A 17,119-nucleotide genomic window follows, 5' to 3' on the forward strand; every position below is an offset into this window, starting at 1 on the left:
CGAGGTGACTCTTTCGGGTCCTGCATCACTGACCAGGGAGAAGGTCAGCCGTTGTTCTGCGACGTGGCCTGCTCGCAGGTCTTCAGCGAGTCCAGGGCGTTCGCGTTGTTGTCGAAGCCCAGGACGCCGGCGATGGTGCCGACCGAACCCGCAGCACCGATGCCGGCGACCGCGAGGTCGTTGTGGCAGGCCTGGAACGGGCCAACGGCGTTGTCGGAGACCGAAACCAGGCCACCGTTGACGCGGTACCACTTGTTGCCGTTGTTCTGCTTGGTGCCCTGCTCGCAGGTCTTGACGGCGGTGGCCGTGTTGCCGTTGTTGTCCCAGCCGATGATCGCCAGGATGTCGTCAGCGTTGCCCGCAGCACCGATGCCGGCGACCGAACCCTGGTTGTGGCAGGCCTGGAACGGGCCGACCGAGTTGTTGTCGACGGCGACGAGGCCGCCGTCACGCTTCACCCAGTACCAGTGCTTGCCGCCACCGTGGTTGTAGCCCTTGGAAGCAACGGACGCCGCGTCGGCGAGGCCGCCGACCTCAGCCTTCTTCTGGGTGTCGTCGAGAACGTTGGCGCTCACGACGGTGGCCAGGCCGAGGGTGGCGACAGTCGCCACGGCCGCGGCGGCGGCGATCTTACGAGTTACCTGCATTGTGCCAGGTTTCCTTTCGGGTTTGACGGGATCGTCTTAGTGGTAACGACACCTGGCAAGGCCGGTTACAAACTTTTTTGTCAGCTATTCGAGTCATAATCCAGCTGTAATGAGATACCTGACGCGGCATATAGATTGCCGGGAAGTTGTGTCGGGGTGGGCCGTAACCGGCCCGTGGGTCCGTCGTTGAGTCAGCGCGGGTGACGGAAAAATCCGGTGATTCGGAAGATTGTCGTCGATGGGCTCGGTGGCCGTCGAATGGGCGATACCACGATGAATCCGGAAATCGTCGGAACTATTGCCGCGGTTTCGCGCCGTGTTTTTTCGGGGCAGGGCGCGCCGCTCGGCAACTCATGCCCGCTGCCGCGCGCATCGGCAGCGGTGGGAGACCCGGGTCCCCTAGGGGCCCGGGTTTTTCCGTTCCGCCGTGACGACCAGAGCGACCCCGGAGATGATCACCGCACCGCCGGCCAGGATCTGCCAGGTCAGCGGCTCGCTCAGGATCAGCCACCCCAGCAGTACGGCGACCGCCGGGTTCACGTAGGCGTAGGTGCTGATCAGCGAGATCGGCGCGTTCGCCAGTAGGTAGGAGTACGCGGAGTAGGCCAGCAGTGATCCGAACAGGATCAGGTAGCCGAGCGCGATCCAGCCGCTGCCGTGGATCCGGTCCAGGTGCAACCGCCCGGGCTCGCCGCGAACCACGCCGAGCAGGACCATCGCCGTACCGCCGAAGAGCATCTCGTAGAGGGCAGTGACGAGGGGGTCTTTCGGCAGTCCGAGCCGCGGTGAGAAGCGGGAGCCGGTCGCCCACGAGATCGTGCCGAAGATGATCAGCGCGATCGAGAACGGCTTCGCGCTGGTGTTGCCGCCGGACAGTGCCAGTACGGCGACGCCGGCGAACCCGATCAGTACGCCGAGCCAGGTCAGGACGCGCGGGCGTTCGCCGCCGCCGACGCGCAGGGCCATCAGCCACAGGGGGGTCGCGGCCACCAGCAGCGCGGCCAGCCCGGACGGCACCGTCTGCTCTGCGACCGCGACGGCACCGTTGCCGAAGGCAAGCAGCAGCAGGCCGACCGTGGCGGCCCCGAGCGCCTCACGGCGGGTGATCCGCAGTCGCTGCCAGCCGGACTTCAGGGCCAGGATCGCGGCCAGCAACGCGCCCGCGACCAGGAAGCGGCTGGCCATCCCGAGCATCGGCGGGATCTCCGCCTCCACGACGACCCGGATAGCCAGATAGGTGGAGCCCCAGACGACGTACACGACCGCGAGCGCCGTCCAGATCATCGCGGCGGACGCGGTCCGGCCGGTACCGACGACCGGTGCGGCCTGGGCGGGAGCGGCCATCCGTGCCTCCTGGGTTCGCCACTCCGCTGCGACCGGCGGTCGTCAGGAGTGTCTTTGCATGATGATGCTTACGCTATGGCCTTCCCCGGTGGGGTGCAAGGGTTTTCCCGCCAGGGGCAAACAGTGGGGTGGCGCATGTCACATCGGTCCGGCGGCCGCTCAGGGGCCGGGCGGGGAGGCGAAAAACCTGACCAGTGGGTGGACTGGTGTCTCGTGTCGAGACCGATTTGGGTACCGGGGTACCAGCGAGCGTCCAGACTGTTAGCGCATCAGGCACCTGCTCGGTACGGTGTGCGGCAAGTGGTGTGCATCAACCCCTGGATCCATGCGGTCCTGCCTGCGAAGCCTCACCCGGCGGAACGGCCGGGCCCGTGCAACGTTGCGGTCGCGGCGATCCCGCGCTCGAACCCGAGGAGTGCATGTGAGTGAGTCGGTGCCGGGGACTCCCCCGGAAGTGTTCGCACCCGTCGAGGTGCCGGTCAGCCCATCCCAGCCTCCCGAAGAGGTCGAGTTCGTCCAGCTCCTGACGCCCGAAGGTGAGCGCGTCGAGAACCCGGACTACTCCTTCGACCTGGACGACGACGTCGTCAAGGGTTTCTACCGGGACATGACCCTGGTCCGCCGGATCGACTCCGAGGCGACCGCCCTGCAGCGCCAGGGTGAGCTCGGCCTGTGGGCGTCGCTGCTCGGCCAGGAGGCAGCGCAGATCGGCTCCGGCCGCGCGCTGAACAAGAAGGACATGGTCTTCCCGACCTACCGCGAGCACGGCGTCGCGTTCTGTCAGGGTGTCAACCCGCTGAACCTGCTCGGCCTGTTCCGCGGTGTCGACCAGGGTGCGTGGGACCCGAAGGACAACAACTTCGCGCTGTACACGATCGTCATTGGCGCCCAGACGCTGCACGCGACCGGGTACGCGATGGGTCAGCAGCGCGACCATGCCGTCGGTGACGCCGACAACGGCGAGGCGACGATCGCGTACTTCGGCGACGGCGCCAGCAGCCAGGGCGACGTGAACGAGGCCTTCATATACGCCTCTGTCTTCAACGCCCCGGTCGTCTTCTTCTGCCAGAACAACCAGTGGGCGATCTCGGAGCCGATCGACCGGCAGACCCGGATCCCGCTGTACCAGCGCGCGGCCGGGTTCGGTTTCCCCGGTGTCCGCGTCGACGGTAACGACGTACTGGCGACGTACGCCGTCACCCAGCAGGCGCTGAAGCGAGCCCGCGAAGGCAGCGGCCCGACGCTGATCGAGGCCTACACCTACCGGATGGGTGCGCACACCACCTCGGACGACCCGACGAAGTACCGGCTGTCCGAGGACCTCGAGCACTGGAAGCTCAAGGACCCGATCGAGCGGGTGCACGCCTACCTGACCCGGTACGGCGGCGTCGGCCCGGACTTCTTCGCCGATGTCGAGGCCGAGGCGGACAAGGTCGCGGCCGAGCTCCGGGCCGGCTGCCTGGCGCTCCCGGACCCGGAGATGACCGACTTCTTCCGGCACGTGTACGTCGAGGAGACGCCGCAGCTCGCGGAGCAGCGCGACCAGTACGCCGCCTACGCGGCGTCGTTCGAAGGCGAGGGCTGAGCGATGGCGAAAATCACTCTCGGCAAGGCCATCAACGCCGGTCTGCGGGCCGCGATGGAGGCCGACCCCAAGGTCCTCGTGATGGGTGAGGACATCGGCAAGCTCGGCGGGGTCTTCCGGATCACCGAAGGCCTGCAGAAGGACTTCGGCGAGGACCGGGTGATCGACACCCCACTGGCCGAGTCCGGGATCATCGGGACCGCTGTCGGGCTCGCCCTGCGCGGGTACCGGCCGGTCTGCGAGATCCAGTTCGACGGGTTCGTCTTCCCGGCGTACGACCAGATCATCAACCAGGTCGCGAAGATGCACTACCGGTCGATGGGCAAGATCCGGATGCCCGTCGTGATCCGGATCCCGTACGGCGGTGGGATCGGCGCGGTCGAGCACCACTCGGAGTCGCCGGAGACGCTGTTCGCGCACGTCAACGGGCTCAAGGTCGTGACGTGCGGTGACCCGGTCGACGCGTACTGGATGATCCAGCAGGCGATCGCCTCCGACGACCCGGTCGTCTTCTTCGAGCCGAAGCGGCGCTACCACGAGAAGGCCGAGCTGGACGAGTCCGTCCCGCCCGCGCTGCCGCTGCACAAGGCGAAGGTGGCCCGCGAAGGCACCGACGCCACACTGTTCTGCTACGGCCCGATGGTGAAGACCTGCCTGCAGGCCGCCGAGGTCGCGGCCGAGGACGGGCGCAACCTGGAGGTCGTCGACCTGCGGACCATCTCGCCGTTCGACCTGGAGACGATCTTCGCCTCGGTGAAGAAGACCCGGCGCGCGGTCGTGGTGCACGAGGCCACGCTCTCCTTCGGCCCCGGCTCGGAGATCGCGGCGCGGGTGACCGAGGAGTGCTTCTACCACCTCGAGGCGCCGGTCCTGCGCGTCACCGGGTACGACACCCCCTACCCGCCGTCGCGGATGGAGGAGGAGTACCTGCCCGACCTGGACCGGGTGCTGGACGGGGTCGACCGGGTGATGGGGTACTGATGGCCATCCAACGGTTCAACCTCCCCGATGTGGGTGAAGGCCTGGTCGAGGCCGAGATCGTCAGCTGGAAGGTCAAGGTCGGCGACACGGTCAAACTCAACGACACCATCGTCGAGATCGAGACCGCCAAGTCCCTGGTCGAGCTCCCGGTCCCGTTCGCCGGCACCGTGCACGAGCTGCTCGTCCCCGAGGGCGAGACGGTCGACGTCGGTACGCCGATCATCGCCGTACTGACCGACGCCCCGGAGCCGGCCGCCGTACCCGACGAACCCGTCGACAGCGGACGCACGGCGAACCTGGTCGGCTACGGCCCCCGAGCCACCGAAGCCAAACGCCGCCCCCGCAAGGGCGGTACGCCTGCACCCGCACCTGTGGTCGAAGCTCCGGCGCCGGTCGTACCCGAACCTGAAGCAGTTGCTGTGGGCAACGGGTCGGTGCACGTGCTGGCGAAGCCGCCGGTGCGGAAGCTCGCGAAGGACCTGGGCATCGACCTCGGGGCAGTTGCTCCGAGTGGACCGGGTGGCATCATCACCCGCACCGACGTGGAGAATCACGTGGCTGCTCCGGCGGCGCCGGCGTACGAGGCTGCTCCTGTGGTGAGCGGGCGGGGTGATACCCGGGTGCCGGTCAAGGGTGTGCAGAAGGTGATGGCGCAGGCGATGGTGGCCAGTGCCTTCAGTGCGCCGCATGTGACCGAGTGGATCACCGTCGACGTCAGCGCCACCATGGAGCTGGTCGAGCGGCTCAAGAAGGACAAGGCGTTCCGCGACCTGCGGGTGTCGCCGTTGCTGATCGTCGCGAAGGCGGTCACGCTGGCCGCGCGCCGGACGCCGATCATCAACGCGGCCTGGGACGAGCAGGCCCAGGAGATCGTCTACAAGGGCGCGGTCAACCTCGGCATCGCCGCGGCCACCCCGCGTGGACTGATCGTCCCGAACATCAAGAACGCCGACTCCCTCACCCTGCCGGAGCTCTGCGCGGCACTGGGTGACCTCGTGGCCACGGCCCGCGAGGGCAAGACCTCACCGGCCGACCAGTCCGGCGGTTCGTTCACGATCACCAACGTCGGCGTGTTCGGCGTCGACGCCGGTACGCCGATCATCAACCCCGGCGAGGCCGCAATCCTCGCCTTCGGCGCGGTCCGCAAGATGCCGTGGGTCGTCAACGACGAGATCGTCCCCCGCTGGATCACCACCCTGGCCCTGTCCTTCGACCACCGCCTCATCGACGGCGAAAAGGGTTCCACCTTCCTGGCCGACGTAGCCGGCATCCTGGAAGACCCAGCCCGAGCCCTGATGTTCTGACAGACACCACCTCATTGTGCGCCTTCGGCGCGACCGCCCACGCGGTCGCGCCGAACGTCACCGGCTCGCGGTTCAGCTGGACGCCACCTCTGTCCGCCAGTACTTCGCGCTCATCCGGCGACCGCTCTGCTGAGCTGGTCACGCACCTGGTTGACGGCAGGGTTGCGCCGCGAGTAGTACACGGCGTTGGTCAACAGGATCCCGAAGTCGCCGGTCGCCGGCGAGTAGCAGATCGTCGTACCGGTGAACCCGTCGTGACGAACCAGGGACTGGTCGGGTGTGACCCACCACCCGATTGCGCGTTGTCGCGTCTCGGTCCAGGGCACCAAGGGGGAGCGCGACTGGGCCAGGTAGTCCTGGGACAACCCCAGCGTCTCGGGTGCGTCCGTAAGAGCTGTCAGGAAGAGTGCGAGGTCCGCCAGGGTGGAGAAGACGCCGGCATGACCGGCGACACCGCCCAGTAGCCGGGCGTTCTCGTCGTGGACGACCCCGCGCAGCCGGTTGCCATCAGCAAGGACCTCGGTGGGAGCGATCCGGTCCGGATCGATCCCACCGGTCAGCGGTGTGAACTGGGTATCGTGCATCCCCAAGGGCCGCCACCACTCGTCAGCCGTTACCTCGGACAACGGCCGGCCGGCGATCACCTCGACGAGCCAGCCGAGGATGAGGTAGCCGCGGTTGAGGTACTGCGCGGGAACGGCTGAGCGGTCCTCGGTCGCAGCGGTCAGTACCCCGTGCTTGATGTCGTCGCCGTACCGCGCCAGCCAGGTAGCGGTTGGCAAGGTGGTCCGATGCGTCAGCAGGTCGGCCACCGTATGACGACCGACGCCGGCGCCGATGCCGGGGAAGAAACGCGAGAGTGGAGCATTCAGCGCCAGGTGGCCGTCGTGGATCAGACGCCCGACAACGCCCCAGGTCGCCAGGATCTTGGTCAACGAGGCCACGTCGTACACGGTTGCCGGATCGGGCACCTGCGCCGACCCGTCCAGGCGTCCTCCGAATCGCTGCGTCAGCTCGCCGTCGCGGCGCAGCGCGAGGGCGTAGCTGGGGGTGACCTCGTTCGTCACCAGGGCGTCCAGGGCCGTTGCGAGCTCGACGAGGTCCGGACGGATCGGCGACATCACAACGGCGGAGTGTAGTACGGCCGCCGGTAGCACATGGGCAGCTACTTTCAGCTGACTGAATTTGTTGGTTTGTGGGGCTTCATGTCTTGTCCCCCTGTTACACCAGGTGTACGTTCCATCGCAGTGAGTGCCGCCCCACCCACGGTTGGAGTTCGTCATGCGAAGACGTCTGCTTGCCTTGCTGCTGTCCATGGCCTTGTGTGCTGTTGTTCTGCCGGCGACCGCGGAGGCCGCTCCGCTGGCGAAGCCGGATCTTGCGCCGACTCCACCGATGGGGTGGAACAGCTGGAACACGTTCGCGTGCGAGATCAACGAGGCGCTGATCCGCGATACCGCGGATGCGATGGTGTCGTCGGGGATGGCGGCGGCCGGGTACGAGTACGTGAACATCGACGACTGCTGGATGGCGCCGCAGCGTGATGCGGGCGGCCGGTTGCAGGCTGACCCGACGCGCTTCCCGAGCGGGATCAAGGCGATCGCCGACTACGTGCATGCCCGTGGGCTCAAGCTCGGTATCTACTCGTCGGCCGGCTCACACACCTGCCAAGGACTGCCGGCCAGCCTGGGGCACGAGACTGTCGATGCGCAGTCTTGGGCGAGTTGGGGTGTTGACCTGCTCAAGTACGACAACTGCGGTGAGCAGAACGGCATCCCGGCCACGACGCGGTACAAGACCATGGCCGACGCGCTGCAGGCCACCGGTCGCCCGATCCTCTACAGCATCTGCGAATGGGGTCAGAACCAGCCATGGCTGTGGGGCGCCAACGCCGGCGGTCACATGTGGCGCACCACTGGCGACATCGCCAACAACTGGTCCAGTGTGATGTCCCTGCTCGACCAGCAGGTCGGACTCGAGCAGTACTCCGGCCCGAACGCCTGGAACGACCCCGATATGCTCGAGGTGGGCAACAGCGGCCTCACGTACGCCGAGAGTCGTGCCCACATGAGCCTCTGGTCGATCATCAACTCACCGCTGATCGCAGGCAACGACCTGCGCTCGATGCCTGCCTCGACCCGGGACCTGCTCACCGATCCCGACGTGGTCGCGGTCAACCAGGACTGGGCCGGCCGACAGGGCGCCAAGCTCCGGGACGACGGTGACGTGGAGGTGTGGTCGAAGAAGCTGTCCGACGGCGCGGCCGCGGTCGTCCTGCTCAACCGTTCGCCGAACGTCACCACCATCAGTACGACGGCCGCTGCGCTCGGATTGCCCGCAGCATCGGCGTACACGGTGAAAGAGCTGTGGAGCAACGCCGTCCGGGCCTCTGCCGGGAATGTCCGGGCGCAGGTCGGTGCACACGATGCTGCGATGTTCCGGGTAACGCCCGGTGCTGCGGCTGATGTCGCTCCGATGGTTGTGCCCGAGGCCGTGCCGACGAAGGCCTACGTGTCGACCGCGGGCCGGGTCGACGTCCAGACCCAGCTGCACAACGACGGTCCGACCGCTGTGACCGGTGCGCAGATCTCACTGACCGCACCGGCCCCGTGGACGGCCACTCCGGACGGTCCGAGCCAGCTGGGCACGGTTGGCGCCGGTCAGACCGGCTCGGTCACCTGGCATCTCGCTGCGAACCAGCCAGCGCTCGGTCCGGTCGCTCTGACCACCAATGCCAGCTGGACGTGGGACGGTAGCTCGCAGTCCACCTCTGGAGCTGGCAGGTTCGTGGTGGCGAATCCACCAGCAGTTGGCAGTACGACGCTCTCCGACGGGCCATGGGTCTTCGCTGACAACGGTTGGGGGCCGGTGGAGCGCAACATGAGTGTTGGTGAGCAGGCTGCCGGTGATGGGAAGCCGCTGACGGTTGCGGGCACGGTGTACCCGAAAGGCCTTGGTACACACGCACCTGGGCGCGTGGGCTACTTCCTGGATGCGCAGTGCACACAGCTCACCACGAAGGTCGGTATCGACGACGAGGTCGGTGACAGGGGTGAGGTGCAGTTCGAGATCTGGGGTGACGGCACTCGGCTCGCCCAGGCCGCGGCAACCGGTGCTGGTGGCGCTGTCACGCTCAACGCCAACCTGACCGGCGTACAGGTCGTGGAGCTGGTTGTCGACCCGAAGGGCTCGCCCGACTTCGACCACGCCGACTGGCTGGCACCTGAGCTCACCTGCGTCGGCACACCGCCGCCTGCGGGTAGGTCCAAGCTGGCCGACCGCCCGTGGACATCCATGAGCAACGGTTGGGGTCCGGTGGAACGCAACCGCTCCAACGGCGAGCAGCCCGCCGGTGACGGCATGCCGTTGACCGTGGCCGGCACTGTTTACCCGTCTGGTCTGGGCGCGCACGCCAACGGATCCATCACCTTCCACCTGGGCAAGCGCTGCTCGACGCTCACCACGAAGGTCGGTATCGACGACGAGGTCGGCGATCGCGGGCAGGTCCGCTTCGAAGTCTGGGGCGATGGCGCTCGGCTGGCCCAGGCAGACGCCGCCGGTACCGGGGCCGCCGTACCGCTGACTGCTGATCTCACCAACGTCACCACCCTGGAGCTCCGCCTCGACGGAGCCGGTTCCATCGACTTCGACCATGCCGACTGGCTCAACCCCGAAGTCACCTGCAGCTGACAAATGGTTGGCGGGAGGCTGCGACCGTCGGAGAGACTCGGCGGCGTGGCCCCCGATCTGCAAGCCCTACTGAAGAATTGGGGTCTCGGTACGCCGAGAGAGATCTCGGCTCCGTCGAACGGGACGAACAACTGGGTACGGCTCGTGCGCTTCGGAGCCGACCGGTACGTCGTTCGCGTGCAGCGCACTGCCGATCAGCGGAAGGTAGCCGCCGAGCACCGCCTGCTGACCGAGCTGACGCGGTGCGGACTTTCGTTCGAGGTGCCCGCCCCGATTCCGGCGACGGACGGGAGGACCGCGGTCGCGACGCCGGCCGGCCTCGCAACCCTCTGCCGGCAGCTGCCTGGCGTCCACCCGGCACGTTCGGAACGCGAGATGGAGCTGGCCGGGCGGGCGGCGGGTGAGCTGTGCGCCGCCCTGGCGGACCTGCCCCTGGAGCTCGCGCCATCGGACTGGCGGCGACCGCTGGACACGATCCGGCCGGAGTTCGCCGAGCTGGGCGACTTGTTCGCACTCCTGCGGCGTGAGCTTCCGGGCGCCGCGAGCGACTGGCTCGCGACGCGGGCGCCCGAGATCGACCGGGCCATGGAGGAACTGCGGCAACGGCTGCCCGTCCAGATCGTCCACGGCGACTTCGGCCTCAGCAATCTGCTGGTTGCCGAGGGCCGGGTGAGCGCCGTACTGGACTTCGAGATCGCGGGGATCGACCTGCGGTTCGCCGATCTGGTGACGGCGCTCCACCGGTCCGCTCCCGACCAGGTGACGGCGTTCCGGCGGGGATACGCCGCTTTCACGGTCCTGTCGGCGGACGAGGAGGCGGCGCTGCCGATGATGGTCAGGCACCGCGCGATCGGGTCGGCGATCTGGCGGGCCGGAGTCTGGCGGGCTGGTCACGCGACGCTCGAAGACGTCCGGGTGCGGCTGGAGGCCGCCCACGAACTCGATAGGTCCGGACCAATCGTCACAGTGTGAGAAGGTGAAGCTGTGCTGGTCTTGGTGGTAGTGCTGGCGGCCGCCGTGCTGCATGCGACGTGGAATGCGATGGCCCACGGAGCTGTGGACCGGATGGCCGGGCTGGCGTTGTTCGAGCTGGCGGCAGGTGTCATCGGCCTGGTGCTGGTGCTCGTGCAGGGGCTGCCGCCGGTGGAGACGTGGGGGTACATCGTGGCCTCGACAGTGCTGCACCTGGCGTATCTGGCTGGGTTGCTGGCGTCGTATGAGCTGGGGCAGTTCAGCCAGATGTACCCGTTGGCCCGCGGTACGTCGCCATGGGTGGTGGCGGTGATTTCGGTCGTGGTGCTGCAGCAGACGCTGGCCCCCGGCGTACTTGTGGGCGTGCTGCTGGTGTCAGCCGGACTGATCGGGCTGGTGTTCATCGGACGGCCCGGTCGGCGGCAGGTGCCGGCCTTGGCGGCCGCCATCGGGACCGGGCTGACCATCGCGGCGTACACCGTGGTGGACGGGCTCGCTGTCCACAAGATGCCGGTGCTCACCTACATGGGCTGGGTCTTCATGCTGCAGGGGTTCACCATGCCGCTGCTGGTGCTCGCCTGGCGAGGACAGTCTGTACTGCGGCTGCCGCGGGGAGCCGTGTTGTCCGCGCTGGGCGGCAGTGTGGTGTCGATGGTGGCCTACGGGCTGGTGCTGTGGGCGCAGACCCGCGGCACGCTGGCCGCGGTCGCGGCGCTACGTGAAACCAGCATCATCTTCGGCGCGATCATCGGCGCCGTGTTCTTCGGCGAGCGGTTCGGTCCGCGGCGGGCGATCGCCGCCGCGGTGGTAGTCGCCGGCATCGTGCTGATCAGTCTGGAATGAGCGAGTGGGGGTCCCGGGCGGGAGACCCCCACTCCGATCAGGGGTTAGTAGCCGCGCTTGACGGCGTCCAGTGCGTCGACGTTGCCTTCACCGAAGAAGGCGTTGTTCTGCGTGGTGCCGGTGCAGCGCGCGTCGACCACGGCCGGGCAGGCGGTGTCGTCGGCCTGCTTGCGCAGTGCGGCCTCGATCTGCAGCGGGCCCCACCACGGGTGTGCCGACTTGGCTAGAGCAGCAACGCCGGCGACGTGCGGCGAGGCCATCGACGTACCGCTCATCGTCCGGTAGTCACCGCCGGGCACGGTGGACAGGATCGCGCGGCCCGGGGCGGCGACGTCGATCTTGTTCAGGCCGAAGTTCGAGAAGCTGCTCTTGGCGCCGCCCTTGTCGGTGGAGGCCACCGTGAGCACGTGCGGGAGCTCGGTCGGCATGTCCAGGCAGCTGTTGTCGATCGTCCGCGGGGTCGGGGTCGAGTCGTTCGGGCTGCTGTTGTCGACGGTCTTGTTGGCCAGGTCGTAGTTCGAGTTACCGGCCGCCGCGACCGCGAGGACGCCCCGATCGGTCGAGTACGAGACGGCCCGCCGTACTGCTTCCTGGACCGCGCCCTGGTCGCCGTTGTCCTTGCACCAGAACATGTACGGGTCGATGAAGTAGCTGTGGTTCGTGACGTCCATGTGGCGCTCGGCCGACCAGATGAAGCCGCAGATCGCGTACTCCGGGAAGATGTACCCGTCGTCGTTGACGACCTTCACCGAGGCGATCCGTACGCCGGGCGCCACGCCGACGATGCCGACGCCGTTGCGCGCCGCGGCCACCGTGCCGGCCACGTGCGTGCCGTGCGAGCTGGTGGTCTGCCGCCAGGCGCCCGCGGTGCGGTCCGGTACGCCGTTGGTCGTGCAGTTCACCGAGTTCGCGGCGTCGAAGTTCGGCGCCAGGTCGGGGTGCGTGTCGTCCACGCCGCTGTCGTTGATCCCGACCAGGACGCTGCGGGAGCCGTCGGTGATCGCGTGCGCCTGGTCGGCCTTGATCTGGGTCAGGTCCCACTGCTCGTTCTCCCGCGGGTCCGGGACCGGAGCCCCCACGACCTCGCGCTCGGCAGCGGGCCCAGCCATAGCCGGTGCTGCCGCAGCCGCGGTGCCGTCGGTGACGGCCGCCGTACGGGTGGCTCCGACCGACTGGACCTCGCGGCCGTCACGACCGGACTTCAGCGCGGTCTTGAAATCGACGTTGGTCGACTGCGCGACGACGACGCCGATCTGCCGGTAGGAGACCAGCACGGTGCCGCCGGCGGCCTTGACCGCGTTCTCGACCTTGCGGATGTGACCAGGGGAGGCCTTGGTGTTCACCACGTAGTTCATCAGCGGACCGGGCTCGGCGGTGGCTGCGAGCGGAGCCGGTACGGCGCTCGCGGCGGTGGCGCCGAGTGCGGTCACAGCCAGGGCGGTGGCGGCCAGACCGGCGGACAACCGGCGAGGACGGAAGAGATGGGTCACGCTGCCTCCAGAAGGGCGAGGCCTGGCCAGGACGGGGTCAGGCCGATCACTCGTGACTCTAAATCTCATCGTCCGTGAGTGGTCTGGTTCATCCACAAGACAGGGGAAACCCTGCGTTTGTCACTACCGATTGTTCGGCAGTTCACGCTCAGTTACCCACATCATGTGGATCACCCTGTGGATAACTCGTGGAGAAGTTGGGGACAGCTGGTGGATTGCCTGTGGGTGTAGGATAGATACAACAGAGATACCAAGTGCGTTTTAGGGTGAGGTTGTGCAGTTCGAGCTGGGGGAAGAAACCGCCGAGATCGCTCGGGTGGTCGTCGAGGCAGCGCCGGGTGTGGAGAAGATCCCCGCCGCTGAGCGGGTGTACGCGTATGTGAAGGCAGCGATCCTGGACCGGGTCTACCCCGGCGGGGAGCTGCTGACGGAGGGCGAGCTGGCCACTGCGGTCGGGGTCTCCCGCACTCCGGTCCGGGAGGCGTTGCTGCGGCTGGAGGAGTCCGGCCTGGTCAAGCTGTACCCGAAGAAGGGCGCGCTGGTGCTGCCGGTGCTGCCGCAGGAGATCAACGACGTCCTCGAGGCGCGCGAGCTGATCGAGTCGCACGCGGCCGCCAAGGTGTGGCCGCGCCGCAAGCAGCTGATCGAGAGCTTGTCGCAGCGCGTCGACGAGATGCGCGCGCACCGCAAGGCCGGTGACGCGAAGAGCTTCCTCGAGGCCGACCGCGCCTTCCACGAGGCCGTCGTCGGTGCCGCCGGCAACGAGATTCTCGCCAAGCTCTACAACAGTCTGCGCGACCGGCAGGTGCGGATGGGTGTGCCCGGTATCGAGGTGCAGCCGGCCCGGATGGACAGGTCGATCGCGGACCACCAGGAGATGATCGACGCCCTCGGTGGCAACAGTGTGAAGCGGTTCCGCGAGCTCGTCGTCGCCCACATCGATTCCGCCGCGGCGGATCTGCGGGGCATTCGGTGACTGAACTCCTCTTCCCCCTGGGCGGACGGCGCGCCTGGGCGGTGTGGGCCACTGCTGTCTTCACGTACCTGGTGACGGTGCTGCACCGCGGTTCCATGAGTGTGGCCGGCCTGCAGGCCGCGGAGCGGTTCGACATCTCCGCATCCGCGCTGGCCAGCTTCACCGTCGTACAGCTGACTGTGTACGCCGCCATGCAGGTGCCGGTCGGCGTACTGCTCGACCGGTACGGCTCCAAGCGGCTGCTGATCGCTGCGTCCGGACTGCTGTTCGTGGCGCAGTCCGCGTTCAGCATGGTCGATTCGTACCCGGCCGCGCTCGCAGCGCGCGCCGTACTGGGTGTTGGTGACGCTCTGGTCTTCATCAGCGTGCTGCGCGTCGTCATGGCGTGGTTCCCCGCTCTGCGGCAGCCGGTGATGTCTCAAGCGACCGGGATGCTCGGTGGTATCGGTGCGATCGTTTCGACCGCTCCGATGGCTGCTGCGTTCCATGCCTTTGGCTGGACGCCGACGTTCGCCGGGGCCAGTGTGCTCAGCCTGGTCGCGGGCATCGCCGTACTGCTGCTGATGAAGAACACCCCGTACGACGAGCCGCTGCGGCGTGCCAAGCAGTCGGTCACCGAGGTCCGGGCGAACCTCCGGCGGGCCTGGAAGGAGCCGGGCACGCGGTTGGGTCTGTGGACGCACTTCACCACCAGCTTCTCCGGCAGCACGTTCGGTCTGCTCTGGGGCTACCCGTTCCTCGTGCAGGGACAGGGTGTTGCGCCGGGGACTGCAGCGGCGATGCTCATCCTGCCGGTGCTCGCAGGGCTCTGCTACGGACCGCTGGTCGGCCGGTACGCCGCCAAGTTCCCGTTCTACCGGTCGTGGATCGTGCTGGCCGTCATCGCGGGCTCGGTGCTGATGTGGACCGTCGTACTGCTCTGGCCGGGGCAGGCGCCGATGCCGGTGCTCCTGCTGCTGATCGTGGTGCAGGCGGCCGGTGGACCCGGCTCGATGCTCGGACTGGACTATGCGCGCACCTTCAACCCGAGCAACCGGTTCGGTGCGGCCAACGGCATGGTGAACACCGGCGGCTTCATCGCCACGCTGATCTGCATCGGCATGGTCGGCATCCTGCTGGACGCCTCGTCCGGTGGCGCTCCGCAGACGATCGGTGACTTCAAGTACGCACTGGCCTTCCAGTACGTGCTGTGGGCGATCGGCATCCGGCAGATCCTCAAGTACCGCCGCCGGGCGCGTGGCCACCTGGCCCGCTACAACCCGGAGGCCTACCAGGCGCTGCTGGCCAACAAGGTGGTCCCGCTCAAAGGCTGAACTCAGCCGCTGGCCCGGCCGTGCCAGAGCAGCGCCAGCTCGGTGCCAGCACAGCAGTCCACGGTTGTCCCAGTGAAGTGAGTCAACTGGGAGGAACTCGATGACTACATCGAACCAGGTCGCCATCGAGGCGGTCGGCTTGGTCAAGAAGTACGGCACCACGACCGCGCTGGCCGGGGTCGACCTGACTGTCCCGACCGGGACGGTGCTCGGGGTGCTCGGGCCGAACGGTGCGGGGAAGACGACAGCGGTCCGGATCCTCGGCACGCTGCTGCGTCCCGACGCCGGGCACGCGACGGTCGGCGGGTACGACGTCGTCCGGGAGGCCGCCAAGGTCCGGGGGATCATCGGCCTGACCGGGCAGTACGCCTCGGTCGACGAGGACATGTCCGGCCGCCGCAACCTGGTCATGATCGGCCGGCTGCTCGGCATGTCCCGGGCGGATTCCCGCAGCCGGGCGGAGCAGCTGCTCGAACGGTTCGAGCTGATCGACGCCGGTGACCGGATCGCGAAGGGCTACTCCGGCGGTATGCGGCGCCGGCTCGACCTGGCCGCGAGCCTGGTCGGCAACCCCCGCATCCTGTACCTCGACGAGCCCACCACGGGTCTGGATCCGCATGCCCGCAACGGTGTCTGGGAGACGATCCGCGACCTCGTCCTGGACGGGACTACGGTGCTGCTCACCACGCAGTACCTCGAGGAGGCCGACGCACTGGCCGATTCGTTGATGGTGTTCGACAAGGGTCGCGTGGTCGCATCCGGCCGTCCGGCCGAGCTGAAGGCACAGGCCGGTAAGCAGACACTCGACGTACGGCCGTCTGAGCCTGCCCACCTCGAGCGCGTAGCCGCGATCGTCGCCGAAGCGGCCGGCGTCCGACCGAGCGTCGACGTCGTGAACGCCCTGGTCAGCGCACCGGTCACCGACGGTACGGCGCTGCCTGTGGTGGTCCGCCGCCTCGACGAAGCCGGCATCGCGGTCACCGAACTGGCGCTACGACTGCCCAGCCTGGACGAGGTCTTCCTCGCCCTGACCGGCCACGCCGCCGAAGAGCGCCCGGCCGACATCCTGGAAGGAGCAAGCCGATGACCACGGCAACTATTGAGACCGCACCTGCTCAGAGGTCGCGGCCGTTCGCCTGGGTGCAGCAGAGCCTGACCCTGGCCTGGCGCAACATCGTCCGGATCCGGCAGAACCCCGAAGCCCTGGCGGACGTCACGTTCCAGCCGATCATCTTCCTGGTGCTGTTCCTGTTCGTCTTCGGCGGCGCGATCGCCCAGGGCGGCGGCTGGCGGGACTACCTGCCGTTCCTGCTCCCCGGCCTGCTGGTCCAGACCGTGGTGTTCTCCACGATGGGGACCGGGGTCGGCCTGAACGACGACTTCGCCAAGGGCGTCTTCGACCGGTTCCGCAGTCTCCCGATCGCCCGCATCTCCCCGCTGATCGGTGCCGTCCTCGGCGACGCCGTCCGCTACATGCTCTCGATCGCGATCCTGATGGCGACCGGTTTCGCCCTCGGCTTCCGCTTCGACAACGGCCTCGGCTACGGCCTGCTGGGCCTCGTCATCGTCCTCGGCTTCGCCCTGTCCATGTGCTGGATCTGGGTCTGGCTGGGCCTGACCATGAAGACCGCCCAAGGCGTCCAGGGCATCGCCTTCCTGGTGATGTTCCCGCTCACCTTCGGCAGCAACATCTTCGCCCCCACCAGCACCATGCCCGCCTTCCTCCAGGCCTTCGCCAAAGTCAGCCCCATCCCCTACCTGGTAGACCTCGAACGAGCCCTGATGGGCGGCGGCCCCATCCAAAAGCCCCTCCTGGTCACCCTCGCCTGGATGATCGGCCTGGTAGCCGTCTTCGCCCCCCTGGCCATCCGCGCCTACCGCCGCCGCACCTGACGCACCCCCACCACACCAACTGATATCCCCTCCCGTTGCCCCTTCTCCGCCCGTATACGAGGAGAGAAGGGACAACACGGA

The 17,119-nt window shown here is 67.8% G+C and carries 14 protein-coding genes; 10 read left to right on the forward strand and 4 right to left on the reverse strand.

Annotated features, from left to right (window positions below):
- Positions 1-44 precede the first annotated feature (44 nt).
- On the reverse strand, positions 45-647 hold the full coding sequence (locus ACFCV3_RS26010) for a hypothetical protein (protein ID WP_376033997.1): 603 nt from the start codon (positions 645-647) through the stop codon (positions 45-47).
- A 399-nt stretch (positions 648-1,046) separates the two neighbouring features.
- On the reverse strand, positions 1,047-1,991 hold the full coding sequence (locus tag ACFCV3_RS26015; RefSeq protein ID WP_376033999.1) for an EamA family transporter: 945 nt from the start codon (positions 1,989-1,991) through the stop codon (positions 1,047-1,049).
- A gap of 421 nt (positions 1,992-2,412) precedes the next feature.
- On the opposite strand from ACFCV3_RS26015, the gene pdhA reads away from it, so the two are divergent.
- From pdhA to ACFCV3_RS26030, 3 genes are read left to right on the forward strand one after another with little or no spacing between them, the layout of a single operon-like run.
- Entirely contained in the window at positions 2,413-3,576 is a 1,164-nt protein-coding gene (pdhA, locus tag ACFCV3_RS26020) for a pyruvate dehydrogenase (acetyl-transferring) E1 component subunit alpha (protein ID WP_376034001.1), read from the forward strand.
- 3 nt (positions 3,577-3,579) lie between these two features.
- Positions 3,580-4,557, forward strand: coding sequence for an alpha-ketoacid dehydrogenase subunit beta (locus ACFCV3_RS26025; RefSeq protein WP_376034003.1), 978 nt, complete (start codon positions 3,580-3,582; stop codon positions 4,555-4,557).
- Positions 4,557-5,861, forward strand: a complete 1,305-nt coding sequence (locus ACFCV3_RS26030) for a dihydrolipoamide acetyltransferase family protein (protein ID WP_376034005.1) — start codon at positions 4,557-4,559, stop codon at positions 5,859-5,861. Before ACFCV3_RS26025 ends, ACFCV3_RS26030 begins: the two co-directional genes overlap by 1 nt.
- A 110-nt stretch (positions 5,862-5,971) precedes the next feature.
- Here the strand turns inward: ACFCV3_RS26030 and ACFCV3_RS26035 are convergent, their stop codons facing one another.
- Positions 5,972-6,982, reverse strand: a complete 1,011-nt coding sequence (locus ACFCV3_RS26035; RefSeq protein ID WP_376034007.1) for a serine hydrolase domain-containing protein — start codon at positions 6,980-6,982, stop codon at positions 5,972-5,974.
- A gap of 160 nt (positions 6,983-7,142) precedes the next feature.
- On the opposite strand from ACFCV3_RS26035, the gene ACFCV3_RS26040 reads away from it, so the two are divergent.
- The 3 genes from ACFCV3_RS26040 to ACFCV3_RS26050 are packed head-to-tail and all read left to right on the forward strand — an operon-like array spanning position 7,143 to position 11,366.
- Positions 7,143-9,551: an NPCBM/NEW2 domain-containing protein gene (locus ACFCV3_RS26040; protein ID WP_376034009.1), complete on the forward strand. Its 2,409-nt coding sequence runs from the start codon at positions 7,143-7,145 to the stop codon at positions 9,549-9,551.
- 45 nt (positions 9,552-9,596) lie between these two features.
- Entirely contained in the window at positions 9,597-10,523 is a 927-nt protein-coding gene (locus ACFCV3_RS26045; RefSeq protein WP_376034011.1) for a phosphotransferase enzyme family protein, read from the forward strand.
- Between the two features lie 12 nt (positions 10,524-10,535).
- Positions 10,536-11,366 carry an EamA family transporter gene (locus tag ACFCV3_RS26050; protein ID WP_376034013.1) on the forward strand — a complete coding sequence of 277 codons (831 nt, stop codon included), beginning with the start codon at positions 10,536-10,538 and terminating at the stop codon, positions 11,364-11,366.
- 44 nt (positions 11,367-11,410) lie between these two features.
- Here ACFCV3_RS26050 and ACFCV3_RS26055 read toward each other — a convergent pair whose 3' ends face one another.
- Positions 11,411-12,856 (reverse strand): S8 family serine peptidase, encoded by a 1,446-nt coding sequence (locus ACFCV3_RS26055; RefSeq protein WP_376034015.1) that lies wholly within the window; start codon positions 12,854-12,856, stop codon positions 11,411-11,413.
- 274 nt (positions 12,857-13,130) lie between these two features.
- On the opposite strand from ACFCV3_RS26055, the gene ACFCV3_RS26060 reads away from it, so the two are divergent.
- The 4 genes from ACFCV3_RS26060 to ACFCV3_RS26075 all read left to right on the forward strand — a co-directional run bounded on the left by ACFCV3_RS26060 (position 13,131) and on the right by ACFCV3_RS26075 (position 17,038).
- Positions 13,131-13,832, forward strand: a complete 702-nt coding sequence (locus ACFCV3_RS26060) for a GntR family transcriptional regulator (protein ID WP_376034017.1) — start codon at positions 13,131-13,133, stop codon at positions 13,830-13,832.
- A complete protein-coding gene (locus ACFCV3_RS26065; RefSeq protein ID WP_376034019.1) occupies positions 13,829-15,145 on the forward strand; it encodes a nitrate/nitrite transporter in 1,317 nt (438 codons plus the stop codon). Before ACFCV3_RS26060 ends, ACFCV3_RS26065 begins: the two co-directional genes overlap by 4 nt.
- A 100-nt stretch (positions 15,146-15,245) precedes the next feature.
- Positions 15,246-16,232 carry an ATP-binding cassette domain-containing protein gene (locus tag ACFCV3_RS26070; RefSeq protein WP_376034021.1) on the forward strand — a complete coding sequence of 329 codons (987 nt, stop codon included), beginning with the start codon at positions 15,246-15,248 and terminating at the stop codon, positions 16,230-16,232.
- Positions 16,229-17,038 (forward strand): ABC transporter permease, encoded by an 810-nt coding sequence (locus ACFCV3_RS26075; protein WP_376034023.1) that lies wholly within the window; start codon positions 16,229-16,231, stop codon positions 17,036-17,038. The genes ACFCV3_RS26070 and ACFCV3_RS26075 overlap by 4 nt, the downstream gene beginning before the upstream one ends.
- Positions 17,039-17,119 lie beyond the last annotated feature (81 nt).

The sequence above is a fragment of the Kribbella sp. NPDC056345 genome, assembly GCF_042262745.1.
GTDB lineage: Bacteria > Actinomycetota > Actinomycetes > Propionibacteriales > Kribbellaceae > Kribbella.